The sequence below is a fragment of the Micromonospora sp. RTBAU3-60 genome, from assembly GCF_054963695.1.
This window is the reverse complement of the sequence record NZ_JBUEGB010000042.1, coordinates 1-16,104: the sequence shown is the minus strand read 5'-3', so window position 1 is coordinate 16,104 and position 16,104 is coordinate 1. Positions and strand designations below refer to the sequence as shown.

General features: G+C 70.7%; 15 protein-coding genes and 1 tRNA gene. 5 read left to right on the top strand and 11 right to left on the bottom strand.

The window, feature by feature from the left end:
* Nucleotides 1-52: 52 nt before the first annotated feature.
* From ACY34I_RS28535 to ACY34I_RS28490, 10 genes are all read right to left on the bottom strand, one after another.
* Entirely contained in the window at nucleotides 53-862 is an 810-nt protein-coding gene (locus ACY34I_RS28535) for an amino acid ABC transporter ATP-binding protein (RefSeq protein ID WP_462758129.1), read from the bottom strand.
* Nucleotides 859-1,836, bottom strand: a complete 978-nt coding sequence (locus ACY34I_RS28530; protein WP_462758128.1) for an amino acid ABC transporter permease — start codon at nucleotides 1,834-1,836, stop codon at nucleotides 859-861. Before ACY34I_RS28530 ends, ACY34I_RS28535 begins: the two co-directional genes overlap by 4 nt.
* 2 nt (nucleotides 1,837-1,838) lie before the next feature.
* Nucleotides 1,839-2,750 carry an ABC transporter substrate-binding protein gene (locus tag ACY34I_RS28525; protein WP_462758127.1) on the bottom strand — a complete coding sequence of 304 codons (912 nt, stop codon included), beginning with the start codon at nucleotides 2,748-2,750 and terminating at the stop codon, nucleotides 1,839-1,841.
* Nucleotides 2,751-2,779: 29 nt separating this feature from the next.
* Entirely contained in the window at nucleotides 2,780-3,490 is a 711-nt protein-coding gene (locus ACY34I_RS28520) for an ABC transporter ATP-binding protein (protein ID WP_148800477.1), read from the bottom strand.
* Entirely contained in the window at nucleotides 3,480-4,325 is an 846-nt protein-coding gene (locus tag ACY34I_RS28515; RefSeq protein ID WP_462758126.1) for an ABC transporter ATP-binding protein, read from the bottom strand. Before ACY34I_RS28515 ends, ACY34I_RS28520 begins: the two co-directional genes overlap by 11 nt.
* Nucleotides 4,318-5,463: a branched-chain amino acid ABC transporter permease gene (locus ACY34I_RS28510; protein ID WP_462758124.1), complete on the bottom strand. Its 1,146-nt coding sequence runs from the start codon at nucleotides 5,461-5,463 to the stop codon at nucleotides 4,318-4,320. The genes ACY34I_RS28515 and ACY34I_RS28510 overlap by 8 nt, the downstream gene beginning before the upstream one ends.
* Complete coding sequence (locus tag ACY34I_RS28505) at nucleotides 5,460-6,410, bottom strand: branched-chain amino acid ABC transporter permease (protein ID WP_148800471.1); 951 nt, start codon at nucleotides 6,408-6,410, stop codon at nucleotides 5,460-5,462. Before ACY34I_RS28505 ends, ACY34I_RS28510 begins: the two co-directional genes overlap by 4 nt.
* 106 nt (nucleotides 6,411-6,516) lie before the next feature.
* A complete protein-coding gene (locus ACY34I_RS28500) occupies nucleotides 6,517-7,680 on the bottom strand; it encodes a branched-chain amino acid ABC transporter substrate-binding protein (RefSeq protein WP_148800470.1) in 1,164 nt (387 codons plus the stop codon).
* Nucleotides 7,681-7,939: 259 nt separating this feature from the next.
* The gene (locus ACY34I_RS28495) at nucleotides 7,940-9,124 is read right to left on the bottom strand and encodes a hypothetical protein (protein WP_462758123.1); all 1,185 of its coding nucleotides are present in this window, start codon (nucleotides 9,122-9,124) and stop codon (nucleotides 7,940-7,942) included.
* Between the two features lie 52 nt (nucleotides 9,125-9,176).
* Entirely contained in the window at nucleotides 9,177-9,797 is a 621-nt protein-coding gene (locus ACY34I_RS28490) for an ANTAR domain-containing response regulator (RefSeq protein WP_073833838.1), read from the bottom strand.
* Between the two features lie 95 nt (nucleotides 9,798-9,892).
* Between ACY34I_RS28490 and ACY34I_RS28485 the strand changes: the two genes are divergently transcribed.
* Together ACY34I_RS28485 and ACY34I_RS28480 are read left to right on the top strand one after the other, a co-directional pair.
* Nucleotides 9,893-9,976, top strand: a tRNA-Leu gene (locus ACY34I_RS28485).
* Nucleotides 9,977-10,074: 98 nt separating this feature from the next.
* The gene (locus ACY34I_RS28480; RefSeq protein ID WP_255472289.1) at nucleotides 10,075-10,758 is read left to right on the top strand and encodes a transcriptional regulator; all 684 of its coding nucleotides are present in this window, start codon (nucleotides 10,075-10,077) and stop codon (nucleotides 10,756-10,758) included.
* Nucleotides 10,759-10,795: 37 nt separating this feature from the next.
* Here ACY34I_RS28480 and ACY34I_RS28475 read toward each other — a convergent pair whose 3' ends face one another.
* Nucleotides 10,796-11,971 (bottom strand): trans-sulfuration enzyme family protein, encoded by a 1,176-nt coding sequence (locus tag ACY34I_RS28475; RefSeq protein WP_462758122.1) that lies wholly within the window; start codon nucleotides 11,969-11,971, stop codon nucleotides 10,796-10,798.
* A gap of 83 nt (nucleotides 11,972-12,054) precedes the next feature.
* On the opposite strand from ACY34I_RS28475, the gene ACY34I_RS28470 reads away from it, so the two are divergent.
* The 3 genes from ACY34I_RS28470 (at nucleotide 12,055) to ACY34I_RS28460 (ending at nucleotide 15,245) form a co-directional block, all read left to right on the top strand.
* Nucleotides 12,055-12,534 (top strand): Lrp/AsnC family transcriptional regulator, encoded by a 480-nt coding sequence (locus ACY34I_RS28470; RefSeq protein WP_148800466.1) that lies wholly within the window; start codon nucleotides 12,055-12,057, stop codon nucleotides 12,532-12,534.
* A 46-nt stretch (nucleotides 12,535-12,580) separates the two neighbouring features.
* Complete coding sequence (locus ACY34I_RS28465) at nucleotides 12,581-13,591, top strand: LLM class flavin-dependent oxidoreductase (RefSeq protein WP_187413670.1); 1,011 nt, start codon at nucleotides 12,581-12,583, stop codon at nucleotides 13,589-13,591.
* A 220-nt stretch (nucleotides 13,592-13,811) separates the two neighbouring features.
* Complete coding sequence (locus ACY34I_RS28460) at nucleotides 13,812-15,245, top strand: pyridoxal-dependent decarboxylase (RefSeq protein ID WP_462758121.1); 1,434 nt, start codon at nucleotides 13,812-13,814, stop codon at nucleotides 15,243-15,245.
* Nucleotides 15,246-16,104: the final 859 nt, after the last annotated feature.

Below are 16,104 nucleotides of genomic sequence, written 5' to 3'. Positions count from 1 at the left end.
GTGTCCGGTCTGTCGGGTCCGGTGCGACACGTACCGCACCGGACCCGACCGGTCAGAGGACCTTGGCCAGGAACGCCTTGGTCCGCTCGTGCTTCGGCGCGGCGATCACCTCGCGCGGGTTGCCCTGCTCGACGACCACGCCGCCGTCCATGAAGACCAGCGAGTCGCCGACCTCCCGGGCGAAGCCGATCTCGTGGGTCACCACGATCATGGTCATGCCGTCCCGGGCGAGGTTCTTCATCACGTCCAGGACCTCGCCGACCAGCTCCGGGTCCAGCGCGCTGGTCGGCTCGTCGAAGAGCATCAGCTTCGGCTGCATCGCCAGCGCCCGGGCGATCGCCACCCGCTGCTGCTGGCCGCCGGAGAGCTGACCCGGGTACGCCCCGAGCTTGTCCCCCAGCCCGACCCGGTCCAGCAGCTGCGCGGCCCGGTCCCGGGCCTCCGCCTTCTTCGCCCGGCGCAGCAGCACCGGCGCCTCGACGACGTTCTGCAGCACGGTCATGTGCGGGAACAGGTTGAACCGCTGGAACACCATGCCGACGGCCTGGCGCTGCGCGGCCACCTCCTTGTCCCGCAGCTCGTGCAGCTTCCCGCCGCGCTCCCGGTAGCCGATCAGGTCGCCGTCCACCCAGATCCGGCCGGCGTTGATCTTCTCCAGGTGGTTGATGCAGCGCAGGAAGGTCGACTTGCCGGAGCCGGAGGGCCCGAGCAGGCAGCACACCTCCCCGGTCCGCACCTCCAGGTCGATGCCCTTGAGCACCTCGAGGGGCCCGAACGACTTGTGCACCTGCTCGGCCCGGACCATCAGGCCCGACTCCGCCGCGGGCGCGCCGGCCTGGGCCGGCACGATCAGCTCGCTCATGCGCCTCCTGCCCCTCCGGTGCTGCGGCCCCAGACACCGAAGCCCTGCAGCTTGCTCTTCGCGTCGCTGCTCCGGCCGAAGCCGCGCCCGTAGTGCCGCTCCAGGTAGTACTGCCCGACCAGCAGCACGCTGGTCAGCACCAGGTACCACAGGCACGCCGCGACGTACATCGGGAAGACCTGGAAGGTCCGGTTGCCGACGGCCTTGAGCTGGAAGAACAGCTCGGTGCTGACCGGCACGAAGGCGACCAGCGAGGTGTCCTTGAGCATCGCGATGGTCTCGTTGCCGGTCGGCGGGATGATCACCCGCATGGCCTGCGGCAGCACGATGCGGCGCAGGATCTGCGCCCGGCTCAGCCCGAGCGCCTGCGCCGCCTCGGTCTGCCCCTCGTCCACCGACTGGATGCCGGCCCGGACGATCTCCGCCATGTACGCGGCCTCGGACAGGCCGAGGGCGAGCATGCCGGCCACGAAGCCGGTGAGGATGTCCACGGCGCTGAAGCCGAACAGCCGCGCCTCGAAGTTGTCGATCCCGAACAGCGCGCCGATCTGCCGGTCGAACGGCAGCCCGAACTCCACCCGGGACCAGAGGATGCCGAGGTTGCCGAAGAGGATCGCCAGCACCAGCCGGGGCACCGCCCGGAAGAACCAGGTGTAGACCCAGGAGACCCCGCGCAGGATCGGGTTCGTCGACAGCCGCATGATCGCGATGACGATGCCCAGGCCGATGCCGATCACCATGGCGAGGATGGTCAGCGCGATGGTGCCCTTCAGCCCGTCGATGATCGGCGGCCGGAACATGTTGTCGACCATGAACGACCAGTTGAACGCCTTGTTCGTCACCAGCAGGTGGACGAACATGGCGACCAGCACCCCGATCACCAGAACGGCGACCCAGCGGCCGGGATGCCGCACGGGCACGGCCTGGATGGGTTCCGGCCGTGCCCGTTCGGGTGTTTCCGTCTCGACCGACATGGTCAGCTGGCGGGGTTCAGCTCGGCGGTGGTGACGGCGCCGCCCTCGACGCCCCACTTCTGCAGCGCGGTCTTGTAGCTGCCGTCGGTGATGACCGCCTGGACGGCCTCCTTGAGCACCTCGGCGAAGGCCTGCTGGTCCTTCTTCACCGCGTAGCCGTACGGAGCCGACTCGTAGATGTCGCCGAGCAGCTCCAGCTGGCCGTTGCTCGTCTTCACCGCGTACGCGCCCACCGGCGAGTCGGCCAGCATGGCCTCGTCCTTGCCGCTGACCACGGCGGCGGTGGCGTCGCTCTGCGCCTGGTACTGGTCGATGGTGATGGCCGGCTTGCCGGCGTCGGTGCACTTCTTCGACCGGGCGGTGATGTCGTCGATCTGCACGGTGCCGGTCTGCACGGCGATCTTCTTGCCGCAGGCGTTCTCCGGGTCGATGCCGCCCGGGTTGCCCTTCTTGGTCGCCCACTGGGTGCCGGCGGAGAAGTAGCTGACCATGTTGACGCTCTTGAGGCGCTCGGCGTTGATGGTGAACGACGAGACGCCGACCTCGTACTTGCCCGAGTCGACACCGGGCAGGATCGAGTCGAACGGCGCGGACTCGTACTCGGCCTTGAGGCCGAGCTTCTGGGCGACCGCGTTGAACAGCTCCACGTCGAAGCCGACGACGGTCTTACCGTCGTTGTCGAGGAACTCGGCCGGGGCGTAGGTGGAGTCGGTGCCCACCTTGATCACACCGTCCGCCTTGATCGCGTCCGGCACCTTCGCGGCGAGGGCGGAATCCGCCGCCGCGGTCACCGAGGGGCCGGCACCGGGCTCGCCGGAATTCTCCTTCTCGCCGCAGGCGGCCAGGGACAGCAGCAGCACGGCGGCGCCGGCGGCCCCGACCGCCGCCCGTCGAGCACCAGAGGGGTTGAACATGGCTGTACTCCTTATGTGGGGGTCGCCGGTCAGGCCACGCCGAGGTATGCCTCTTTGACCGACGGGTCGTGCAGCAGCTCGGCGCCGGTGCCGCTCTTGACGATCCGTCCGGTCTCCAACACGTACGCGCGATGCGCCCGGGCCAACGCCTGCTGCGCGTTCTGCTCCACCAGCAGGATCGTCGTGCCCTGCTCGTTGATCTCGGTGATGATGTTGAAGATCTGCTGGATCAACATCGGCGCGAGACCCATCGAGGGTTCGTCGAGCAGCAGCAGCTTCGGCCGGCTCATCAGGGCCCGGCCCACCGCCAGCATCTGCTGCTCGCCGCCGGAAAGGGTACCCCCGGCCTGCTTGCGCCGCTCCGCTAGCCGGGGGAAGAGCTCCATCACCCGGTTCAGGTCCTGCGCGACGCCCGCCCGGTCCCGTCGGGTGTACGCCCCCATGTCCAGGTTCTCCAGCACGGTCATGCCCGGGAAGATGCCGCGCCCCTCCGGGGCCTGGCACAGCCCGCGCCGCACCCGCAGGTCCGCCCGGAGCTTGGTGACGTCCTCGCCGTTGAACCGGATCCGCCCGGAGGCCACCGGCCGGATCCCGGAGATCGCCCGCATCGTGGTCGACTTGCCGGCCCCGTTGGCGCCGATCAGGGCCACGATCTCGCCCTCGTCCACGGTGAGGCTGATGCCGTGCAGCGCCTGGATCCGCCCGTACAGCAGGCTCACATCGTCGATCTCAAGCAGCATCGTCCGGCACCCCCAGGTACGCCGCGATCACCTTCGGGTCGTCCCGCACCTCGGCGGGCACGCCCTCGGCGATCTTCTTTCCGAACTCCAGCACCACGATCCGGTCGGTGACCCCCATCACCAGGCGCATGTCGTGCTCGATCAGCAGCACGGTCACGCCGGTGTCGCGGATCTGCCGGATGAGCTGGAGCAGTTCCTCCTTCTCCGCCGGGTTGAAGCCGGCGGCCGGCTCGTCCAGGCAGAGCAGCACCGGATCGGTGGCCAGCGCGCGGGCGATCTCCAGTCGCCGCTGCTCGCCGTAGGAGAGGTTGCGGGCGAACTCGTGCATCCGTTTGCGGATGCCGACGAACTCCAGCAGGCGCTCGGCCTTCTCGCGGCCCTCCCGCTCCTCCCGCCAGTGCCGGGGCAGCCGGAGCAGCGCGGAGACGACGCTGGTCTTGTGGTGCGCGTCGGCACCGACCTGGACGTTCTCCAGCGCGGTCATCTCGGGGAAGAGGCGGATGTTCTGGAACGTCCGCGCCATGCCCATCTTGGTGATCCGGTGCCGCTTCTTGCCACTGATCTTCTCGCCGCGGAACCGGATCTCGCCCTCGGTGGGCTGGTAGATGCCGGTCATCGCGTTGAAGCAGGTGGTCTTGCCGGCGCCGTTCGGGCCGATCAGACCGAGGATCTCGCCCTTGTAGAGGGTGAAGTCCACCTGGTTCAGCGCGACCACACCGCCGAAGCGCAGCGTGACGTTGTCGACCTCCAGCAGCGGCTCCCGCGCGGGCGCCGTCTCCACCGCGGGCGCGGTGGCCTGCGCCGGGACGGCCGGCGTCTGCTCGACGTCACTCACCGACGATCACCTCCTTGCGGCGGTCCTTGAACTCCGCCGCCCGTCGTCGGTTCGGGATGAGGCCCTGCGGCCGGAAGATCATCATCACCACGAGCACCAGGCCGAAGAAGAGGAACCGGTACTCGTAGAGCTCCAGGCCGAACAGCTCGATGCCGCGGAACCGCTCGATCATGTACGCCACCAGGCCGCCGCCGACGATGGCGCCGAAGATGTTGCCGGAGCCGCCGAAGATGACCGCGGCCAGGATGATGATCGAGTTCAGCAGCTCGAAGTTCTGCGAGTTGACGAAGTTCTGCTTGCCGGCGAAGAGCGCGCCGGCCAGGCCGGCGATCGCCGCGCCCGAGGCGAACGCCCAGAGCTTGAACTTGAACGTCGGCACACCCATCAGCTGGGCCGCGTCCTCGTCCTCCCGGATGGAGATCCACGCCCGCCCCACCCGGCTGTGGGTGAGGTTCCGCACCCCGATCACCACCAGGATGATCAGCGTGAGCACCAGCCAGTAGTACGGCCGGGCGTCGAGGATGCCGAAGATCGGCTTGCCGTCGGCGTACTTGCCCGGCGGGTGCGGGATCTGGTTGAAGCCCCGCTGTCCCTTGAGGAACGGAAGGCTGACCGCCGAGATCCGGATCATCTCGGCGAAGCCGAGCGTCACCAGGGCCAGGTAGTCACCGCGCAGCCGCAACGTCGGCGTGCCGAGCATGACGCCCGAAACCATGGTCAGCGCGATCGCCACCGGCACCACCAGCAGCCACGGCCAGAGCGCCTTGATGTCGCTGCTCGGCGAGGTCAGCACCGCCACGGTGTACGCGCCGACGGCGAAGAAGCCGAAGTAGCCGAGGTCCAGCAGGCCGGCGAAGCCGACCACGATGTTCAGCCCGACCGCCATCAGCACGTAGATCGAGACGGTGAACATCACCTGGGTGAAGTTCGCGCCCGGGGTCGGGATCGGCCCGAGGTACTGGTAGAACTCCTTGTTCGGCAGCGCGTAGAAGAACGCGATGACCGCGGCGAGCAGCACCCAGCGCACCCAGCGTGGGGCGTTACGCCACCGCTCCGCGATCGCCTCGCGGCCGTGGCGCAGCCGGTCCATCGCCGCTTCCCGTTGCTCCGGGTTCGGCGGGTTAACGGTCGTTGTCATGCCCGTGCCCTCCCCAGCGATTCGCCCAGCAGACCGGTCGGCCGGAACATCAGCAGCACCACCAGCACGGCGAACGCCGCGAAGTCCTTCCACTGGGAGCCGAACAGCCCCGAGGCGTAGTTCTCCACCACACCCAGCAGCAGGCCGCCGAGCAGCGCGCCGCGCAGGTTGCCGATGCCACCGAGCACCGCGGCGGTGAACGCCTTGAGGCCCAGCAGGAAGCCGACGCTGTAGGTCAGCGTGCCGATCTTCACGTCGTAGAGCAGACCGGCCACGCCGGCCATCGTGCCGCCGGCGATGAAGACCAGCATGATGATGCGGTCCTTGTTCACGCCCATCAGCGCGGCGGTGTTGGCGTCCTGGGCCACCGCCCGGACGCCGCGGCCGAGCCGGCTGCGGTTGATGAACAGGTCCAGCGCGATCATCATCACCAGCGCGGCGCCGACGGTGAGCAGCTGCACGGAGTCGATCGGCACACCGGCGATCTCGAACAGCGGCTTGGTGCTGACCAGGTTGGGCGCGCCCTCCGGAAGCCGACGGGTGTAGACGCCGAACGCCTCCGAGATCGCGATCGAGGCGCCGATGGCCGTGATGAGGAAGGCCAGCGGCGGGGCGTTCCGCTTACGCAGCGGCCGGTACGCCACCCGCTCGATCACGGTCGCCGTGCCCGCCGAGGCGATGGCCGCGACAATCACCGCCGCGAGCAGGTAGAACATGATCGAGCCGACTCCGCTGACCTGGGAGTTCTGGTCGAGGCCGAAGCCGTTCCACGTCCAGATCGCGGCGAACGCACCGGCGATGAAGACCTCGGAGTGGGCGAAGTTGATGAGTCTCAGCACGCCGTAGACCAGCGTGTAGCCGAGCGCGACCAGGGCGTAGATGGCGCCCTGCGTCAGGCCGGTCGTGGTGAGTTCTCCGAAGTTGGAGAACAGTCCGTCGAAGTTCAAGGGAGGGACGCTCCATCAGGTGTGGCGAAAAAAGCGGGGTGCGGCCGGGAGCGAGCTCCCGGCCGCACCCGCGATCACGACTCAATCGCTCTAGCAGCGACCGTCGTCAGGACTTCTTGATCTCCTGGTCGGGGACGACCTGACCACCCTGGACCTTGAAGGCCCAGACCTTCACCTGCGCCGGGTCCAGCTCGCCACCCTCGACGAACTTGTAGTTGGCCGCCACGCCCTCGCCGCTGTAGTTCTTCACGAAGTCCAGCAGGTCCGCGCGGGTGGTCTTGCCCGCCTTGATGCCGGCCAGCAGGATGTTCGCCGCGTCGTACGCCGTGTCGCTGTAGGTGCCCGGGTCGGTGCCGTTGAGCGCCTTGTACTCCTCCTTGAAGGTGCCGCGCGCCTCGCTGGCGGGCTGGCACGGGCAGGTGAGGATGGTGCCCTCGGCCGCCGCCGCGCCCGCAGAGGCGATGTAGGCCGGGTCGTTGACGCCGTCGCCGGCGACCAGCGGAGCGGTGACCCCGGCAGCGGTGAGCTGCTTGCGGATCAGGCCGGCCTCCTGGTAGTAGCCACCGTAGAAGATCGCCTTGACGTTCGCGGTCTTGACCTTGGTGACCACACCGGAGAACTCGGTCTGCTTGCCCTCGCCCTGGACCTTGTCCGAGCCGATCACGGCCGCGCCGAGCACCTTCTTGACCTCGTCGGCCAAGCCCGCGCCGTACGCCGACTGGTCGTCGATCACGTAGACCCGGTCGGCCTTCATCACGTCCTTGATGTACTGACCGGCCGCGGGGCCCTGGCTGAGGTCGTTACCCACCGCGCGGAAGAAGGTCTTCCAGCCCTGCTGCGCCAGGCTGGGCCGGGTCGCGGACGCGGTGATGTGCACCAGGCCCGCCTCGGCGAACAGCGGGTCGGCGGCCTCCGACTCACCGGAGTAGGCCGGGCCGACAAGGCCGAGGATCTTCGGGTCGTCGATGGCCTTCTGCGCCAGGCTCGGGGCCTGGTCGGGGCTGCCCTGCGAGTCGAGCGGGACGAGCTCGACCTTGCAGTCGGCGTTCTCCTTGTTGTACTTGTCGACGGCCAGCTTGACGCCGTTGTTCTCGTTGATGCCGAGCGCCGCCGAGCTACCCGTCAGCGCACCGAAGAACGCGATCTTGTTGCCACACTTGTCACCACCGGACGCACTGTCGTCACCGCCGCTGCTGCTGCAGGCGGCGCCGCCGGCGACGAGCGCCAGCATGGCGGCTCCACCGATCACGCGCGCGAGCTTCTGCCTCAAGGCCCGAACCCTCCTCCGTCGCATGGCCCCAACCACCCGCTGCCAATTGGCCCTTGCGGGGGGCGAACGAACCAGACCGTCGTCGCCGGTCTGGGCCGGGACGTTATCCCACGTGGCGCTGTGGCGTAAGTCCCAGGAGAGCGGGTTGACCGAACCGTTACACGCCGTGGCGGATCGGAAGCGATCGCTGTAAGAACCGTCGGTCACGAGAGTTTCTCGCCTTTGTTTCGTCGGTAAGCAGCCAATGCCATCCCACCCGCTACCGGTCGGCGACCGGCACCGCCGCCCACCAGGCACGAGACCTCACACCGTCATCGGCGACCAACATCAGTCGATCTTCACCGAACGCCGCCGCCACCGCACTGTCCCCACCGTCGGGCACCACCACCGGCAACGCCATCGGCCGCCATGAACCACCCGAATCGACCGAGAACCACAGACCGTGACCACTCCCGTCGCCGATCACCGCCAGCAGCCCCCCGCCCGGCGCGGACACCAACCCACGCACCGCCGACACGCCCGGGCCCGCCGCACCGAAACCACCGACCCTCCGCCACCCCGCAGCGTCGGGTGACGCCGCCCGCCACACCCCGAACCCGTCCCGCACCGGACCGACCGCCACCACCGCACCGCGCACCAAAGCGACCCGCTGCGCCTGGCTCCGCCCGTCCGACGCCGGCAGCCCCACCCGCCGCCAGACCCGACCGTCCACCGACGTCCAAGCGAGCGGCGACGCCGTGGTCGCGTGCGGCGGCAGCACCGCACCCACCACCAGCCAGCCCGCCGGTACGGCCACCGCGTCCAACCCGACCGTCCGGCCCCGACCGTCGCCGGCCAACTCCGGGACACCCTCGCGCAGCGTGAACCGCTCCCCGTCCGGCGACGTCCACACCGCCGCCCCGTCGGCCCGGGACCCGACCACCAGCCACCCGCCCGACCCCGCCACCAGCCGGGAGACACTCACCGCCCGCGGCCCCCCGTACAACTCGAACGGGGCCACCACCTCCCGCAGCGCGCCATCGGGATCCTGGACCCAGGTACCGGTGCGCGGATTGCCGTGCACGCCCCCGTTCCGCGCGCCCAGCGCCCCCAACCGACCCTGCCGACAGGCCGCCGCGTAAAGCACGTGCCGCGCGCCGTAGAAGCTCGCCGACGCGATCGGCACCGACGACCAGAAGAGACCGTCCGCGCTCGCCCACGCCGCCGGACGGGTCTCCCCCGCCGGGTCGGCCACCCCGCCCACTACGAACCAGCGCCCGGCGCAGGCCACCACGTCGCGCAGCACCAACCGGCCCGGCGTGCCCCGCGGCACCGGCAGCGTCAGCGTCAGCGGCTGCCACCGCGGGTCGAGCGGTCCGGGCTCGACGTGCGCCCTCGCCCGCACGCAGCCGGCGAGCAGCACGGCGACGACGCCGAGCACCGCCACCAGCCGCCGCGTCGCCACGGCCGGATTCTATCGATCGCCGCCGCTGCCGCGCACCGCCCGACCGGCGCCGTCAGGAGGCCGGCTGGGCCACCTCACCGCCGGCGGTCTCGGCGAGGATCCGCTCGGCGACCTCCTTCATGGTCATCCGGTGGTCCATCGCCGTGCGCTGGATCCACTTGAACGCCTGCGGCTCGGTCATCCCGTACGTGGTCATGAGCGCGCCCTTGGCCCGCTCCACGGTCTTGCGGATCTCCAGCCGGTCGGTGAGGCCGGCCACCTCCGCCTCCAGCGCGGCGATCTCCGAGTAGCGGGACAGCGCGATCTCCACCGCCGGCACCAGATCGCTCTTCTGGAACGGCTTGACCAGGTACGCCATCGCGCCGGCGGCCCGGGCCCGCTCCACCAGGTCGCGCTGGCTGAACGCGGTGAGGATGATCACCGGGGCGATCCGGGCGCCGGCGATCCGCTCGGCGGCGGCCAGCCCGTCCATGATCGGCATCTTGATGTCGAGGATGACCAGATCCGGCTTCAACTCCTCGGCGAGCTTCACGGCGGTCTCGCCGTCACCGGCCTCGCCGACCACCTCGTAGCCCTCTTCGACCAGCATCTCGGCCAGGTCCAGCCGGATGAGCGCCTCGTCCTCGGCGATCAGTACCCGCCTGCGCTCCCCATCCGTCTGCGTCTCGGCCACGAGCCTCTCCCACCATCCATCTCGGCACGGTCACCACCCATGCTCCCGCATGAGCCTAGTCGGGTACAGTGAGCCACACCCTCCGCAGGGGTGACGCCGGGATGGAGGAATCGGCAGACTCGGATGCCTCAAAAGCATCTGCCCGAAAGGGCGTGCGGGTTCAAGTCCCGCTCCCGGCACTTTTGTCATACACCTGTTCGATGATGCCGATGTGCATCCTCCCGAAATGCGAGCACGTGCCCGGGCTCTGAGGGCTCGAGGCCACAACATCCGCTCGGTGGCCCGCACCCTCTCCCTGCCCTACACCACCGTCTGGCACTGGTGCGTCGACCGGCCGGAACCGGCCATGCTCGGCAGCGCCGTCCGCTGCTTCCGCTGCCGCCCCGATCAGGAAGATCCGCCCGATCCTGCGGCCTACGCCTACCTGTTGGGCCTATATCTCGGAGACGGGCATCTCGTCACGACCGACCGGGTGCCGGTGCTCCGCATCTACTGCGCCGACGCCTGGCCCAATCTGATTGACGCCTGCGACACCGCCATGCGCGCCGTGCTGGCCAACAAGGTCCAGCGGATCCAGAAACGCGGCTGCGTCGCCGTGCAGAGCACCGCCCGGCACTGGCCCTGCCTCATTCCACAACACGGGCCGGGCAAGAAGCACGAACGCCCCATCGTCCTCACCCCCTGGCAGTGGGACATCCTGACGCCACACGCGGGCCACTTCCTGCGCGGTCTGTTCCACTCCGACGGAACCCGTTTCGCCAACCGGGTCACCGTCCGCGGCAGGGAGTACGTCTATCCGCGCTACATGTTCTCCAACCGATCGCCCGACATCATGGAACTCTGTCAGTGGGCCCTCGACCTGCTCGGCATCGCCTGGCGGATGAACCTGCCGTGGTCGCTCTCCGTCGCCCGGCGGGACGCGGTCGCCGCCCTGGACCGCCACGTCGGCCCGAAGTCCTGAGACCAAGCAGCACCACGGACGCGACGACGGCCAGATGTCAGATCGCCGCCAGCGCCCGCTCCAGGTCCGCCCGCAGGTCCTCCGGGTCCTCCAGTCCGACGGAGAGCCGCAGCAGCCCGCCGCACGGCTTGGCGTCGCCCTCGACCGGCCGGTGGGTGAGCGAGGCGGGGTGCTGGATGAGGGTGTCGACGCCGCCGAGCGACACGGCGTGGGTGATCAGGCGGCAGGCGCCGGCGACGGTGGCCGCGGCGGGCGCGCCGCCGCGTACCTCGAAGGCGAGCAGGCTGCCGGTGCCGGACATCTGCCGGCCGACCAGCCCGGCCGGGTCGTGGAGTGCGGGGTGGTGCACGCGCGTGACGGCGGGGTGGCCGGCGAGCCAGCCGGCGAGCTTCTCGGCGCCGGCCTGCTGGGCGCGGACCCGCAGCGGCAGGGTCTGCAGGCCGCGGTGCAGCAGGTAGGCGCCGAGCGGGTGCAGGATGGCGCCGGTGACGGCGCGGACCTGGCGCAGCCGGGCGGCCCAGTCGGGGTCGCAGGCGACGACGCCGGCGAGGACGTCGCCGTGGCCGCCGATGCTCTTGGTGGCGCTGTGCAGCACGAGGGCGGCGCCGTGCCGGGCGGGCTGCTGGAGCACGGGGGTGGCGACGGTGTTGTCGACGAGCAGCGGGGCGTCGCCGGCGGCGGTGGCGAGGGCGGCGATGTCGACGAGGTCGAGGGTGGGGTTGGCCGGGGTCTCGACGACGACCAGGGCGGTGTCGGGGCGGATCGCGGCGGCGACCTGGTGGGGCTGCGCCCAGGTGACCTCGGTGCCGAGCAGGCCGGTGGCGAGCACGTGGTCGGTGCCGCCGTAGAGGGGGCGGACGGCGACGACGTGGCGGTGCCCGTCGCGGGTGGCGGCGAGCAGGGTGGCGGTGAGGGCGGCCATGCCGCTGGCGAAGGCGACGGCTTCGGCGGTGCCTTCGAGTTCGGCGAGGGCGGTCTCGAAGCGGGCCACGGTGGGGTTCCAGAGCCGCTGGTAGACGGCGCTGCCGCCGGGCGGGAGGGTGCCGCCGGTGGCGAGGGTCTCGTACGCGTCGCCGCCGTCGGCGACCGACGGCAGCGGGTTGGTGGTGGAGAGGTCGATGGGCGGTACGTGGACGCCGAGACCGGCGAGGTCGTCGCGCCCGGCGTGCACGGCTCTGGTGTCCACGGCGGTCATGGCGGAAGCGTCGAACATGAGGCCGAGATCGGGCAATAGGATCGAACAAGATTCTGCAATTTGCGCTTCCGTCACCCGGCGGTTCGGTGGATGATGCCCGCATGCCCGTCGCACCGAATGATGTACGACCGTTCGCCGCGCTGGACGACGTCGACCGCGCGATCCTGTCCGAGCTGGCCGCCGACGGCCGGCTGCCGAACAACGCCCTCGCCGAGCGGGTCGGGGTGGCCCCGTCGACGTGCCTGACGCGTACCCGGGCGCTGCGCGAGTGCGGGGCGATCCGCGGCTTCCACGCGGAGGTGGACCCGGCGGCGGTGGGGTTGCCGTTGCAGGCGCTGGTGTCGGTGCGGCTGGCCGCACACGAGCGGGCGGCGGTGGACGCGTTCCGGGCCCGGTCGGTGCGGCTGCCGGGGGTGGTGTCGGTGTTCCACGTGGCCGGCGCGGAGGACTACGTGCTGCACGTGCGGGCGGCGTCCGGGGACGCGCTGCGGGACTTCGTGCTGGACCATCTGGCGGTGGATCCGGCGGTGCAGCACACCCAGACCAGCCTGATCTTCGAGCAGGCGCGCGGTATGGGTTAGGGCACCTTGCGGAACAAGGGCCGTGCTCGGCCGGTTGAGCCAGGGCGTGATCAACGTACCCTTGTCTGTTCTTGATCTTGCTCCGGTGGCCGCTCGCGGCAGCGCCGGGGAGGCGCTGCGGCACACCACCGAGTTGGCCCGGCGTACTGAGGAGCTGGGCTACCGGCGGTTCTGGGTGGCCGAGCACCACAACATGCCCTCGATCGCCAGTTCGGCCCCGGCGGTGCTGCTCGCCCACCTGGCGGCGCACACGTCGACGATCCGGCTCGGCTCGGGCGGGGTGATGCTGCCCAACCACGCGCCGCTGGTGGTGGCGGAGCAGTTCGGCACGCTGGAGGCGCTGCACCCGGGCCGGATCGACCTGGGCATCGGCCGGGCGCCGGGCACCGACCAGGTGACCGCGCTGGCGCTGCGCCGGAGCATGGAGGGGTTGTCGGCCGAGCACTTCCCGCGGGAACTGGCCGACCTGATGAACTACTTCAGCGGCGCGGAGCCGGGGCCGATCACCGCCACCCCGGGCCGGGGCCAGTCGCCGGCGATCTGGCTGCTCGGGTCGAGCGGGTTCAGCGCCCAGCTCGCCGGGCTGCTCGGGCTGCCGTTCTCGTTCGCGCACCACTTCAGCGCGCAGAACACGCTGCCCGCGCTGCAGCTCTATCGGCAGAGCTTCCGGCCGTCGCAGTGGCTTGAGCAGCCGTACGTGATGGTCGCGGTGAACGCGGTCTGCGCGGAGACCGACGAGCGGGCGGAGTGGCTGGCCGGTCCGGCCGGGCTGTCCTTTCTGAAGCTGCGCTCGGGACGGCCGGAGCCCCTGGCGACGCCGGAGGAGGCGGCGGCCTACCCGTACACCGAGCTGGAGCGGGAGTTCGTGGCCCAGCGCCGGGAGGGCCAGGCGACCGGCTCGCCGGAGACGGTGGCCCGGCAGCTCGGCGCGCTGCTGGAGCGCACCGGCGCGGACGAGCTGATGCTGACCACGATGGTGTACGACGTGGCGGACCGGGTCCGTTCGTTCGAGCTGATCGCCGAGCAGGTGGCCGGCGGCCTGCGTCGGGATGCCTGAAACACGCTCTTCATAGCCACGTCACCCCTCCGTCGCGCGGCACCCGTAGGTTGATGACCGGTGGTGGTACGGCACTCCCGGTCGGGACGGGTCGGGAGTGCCGCGGTGTGGTGCACCGGGTCGCCAGCGCTGCGGGTTCCGCGGCCTGGCGACCCGGTGCCATTTCGTCGGCCCGCCCGGGTCTTGCCCCCGGGCCGGCCCACCTGATCGACTCCACACCATGGCTGAGCACATGGACCCGGAGGAATTCCGCCGCGCCGGGCACGCCGTGGTGGATTGGATCGCCGACTACTGGACGACGCTCGGCCAGCGGCCGGTGACCTCACAGGACCCGCCGGGCGCGGTGGCCGCCGCGCTGCCCGCCGGGCCGACCGAGCGGGGCGAGCCGCTCGAGGCCGTCCTGGCCGACCTGGACCGGATCGTCACGCCCCGGCTGACCCACTGGCAGCACCCGGGCTTCTTCGGCTACTTCCCGGCCAACACCTCCGGCCCCAGCGTGCTCGGTGACCTGGTCAGCTCCGGGCTCGGCGTGCAGGGGATGCTCTGGGCGACCAGCCCGGCCTGCACCGAGCTGGAGACGGTGCTGCTGGACTGGCTCGCCGACCTGCTCGACCTGCCGGAGGGGTTCCGCTCGACCGGCCGGGGCGGCGGCGTGATCCAGGACTCCGCCTCGTCGGCGATGCTGGTCGCCACGCTGGGCGCGCTGCATCGGGCCAGCAAGGGCCGCTGGCGGATCGACGGTGTCGACCGCCGCTACCGCGCGTACACCTCCACGCAGGGGCACTCCTCGATCGAGAAGGCGGCCCGGATCGCCGGGCTGGGCGCCGACGGCGTACGGACGATCGAGGTGGACCCGGCCACGCAGGCGATGCGCCCGGAGGCGCTGCGGACGGCCATCGAGGCGGACCTGGCCGCCGGGGTGGTGCCGGCGATCGTGGTGGCCACCATCGGCACCACGTCCACCACCGCGGTCGACCCGCTGCCGGAGATCGGCGCGATCTGCGCCGAGCACAGCGTCTGGCTGCACGTCGACGCCGCGTACGCCGGGGCGGCGGCGGTCTGCCCCGAGCTGCGCTGGTCGCACGCCGGGGTCGAGCACGCCGATTCGTACTGCTTCGACCCGCACAAGTGGCTGCTCACCGGCTTCGACTGCGACGCCTTCTGGGTGGCCGACCGGGGCGAGCTGATCGAGGCGCTGACGGTGATGCCGGAGTTCCTGCGCAACGCGGCGACCGAGTCCGGTGCCGTGATCGACTACCGGGACTGGCAGGTCCCGCTGGGCCGCCGGTTCCGCGCGCTCAAGCTCTGGTTCGTGCTTCGCTGGTACGGCGTCGAGGGGCTGCGGGCGCACATCCGCGCCGGGGTGGCACTCGCCGACCGCTTCGCCGCGCGGGTGGCGGCCGACGACCGGTTCGAGCTGGCCGCGCCGCACCCGTTCTCGCTGGTCTGCTTCCGGTTGCGGGCTGGCGACGAGGCGAGCGCGGAGCTGCTGCGCCGGGTCAACGGCACCGGGCGGGTGCACCTCACGCACACCCGGATCGACGGGCGGTACGCGCTGCGCCTGGCGGTCGGCTCGCCGCTGACCGCCGAGCGGCACGTCGACGAGGCATGGGAGCTGCTCTCCGCCGCGGCCGACGACCTCCTCACCGCCTGACCCGCGCCGAGGGGCACGTCGACGAGCATGGGAGCTGCTCTCCGCCGCGGTCCGCACCGCCTGACCCGCGCTGGCGCCGCCCTGCCTGGTCGATGTTTCCGGGTGTGGCCCCGCCGTGTCCGCCTCCAGGCGGGTCAAGCTTGATCCCTGCGCCGGTCACGGCGGGGCCACACCCCGTCGTGGGCGATCGCCGCCCGGATGCCCGAGCTGTGTGGTTCGCCCGGCGTGTACGGGGTGGTACTTGCCTCAGGGCCTTGGTGGGCGTCTGCTCGGGGGCGCGCTTTGGGGGGAGGTGTGGTCTTCCGGCGGTCCGGGCCCTCTTTTGGTGGAGTATGTCGCCCTTTGCGCGCCGGCCGGTCCTTGATCGACTCCATGTACGGAATGTGGCGGTATCGGCGGCTGTCGGATACCGCCGTTTACGCGACGTGGAGTGGATCTTCGGAGGTTCGTGGTCGCCTGTCCGAGTGTTCTGGCGGATGATGTCCGGTTTGGGAGTGGCTGGCGGCATCCTGGGGCCGGAATGGCGGGCGGCTGGGGGTCGTTGAACCCGGGTGCACGGCCGAGGAAGGCCCCGGGAGCCGGCTGTCGGATTGGCCCCACGGAGATCTGGGGCGCCGGCACGGTTCCGGAATGATGGCGGGCCGCCGGTCGTTGCACATGAACCACGCGATCGAGGCACCCCGCTGGGTGGCCGGGCCCGGAATGTTGGTGGGTCGTCGGTCGTTGGATATGGTCCCGGCGCCGCGAAGAGGCGACCCCCGTCGCCCCGCGAGCTTGCCGGTTTGAAGACTTTCCCCCTTTGCTTTGAGCGTGACGGTGCTTGCGCACATGTTGCCGACCCCCATCGGTGTGTGCGCCG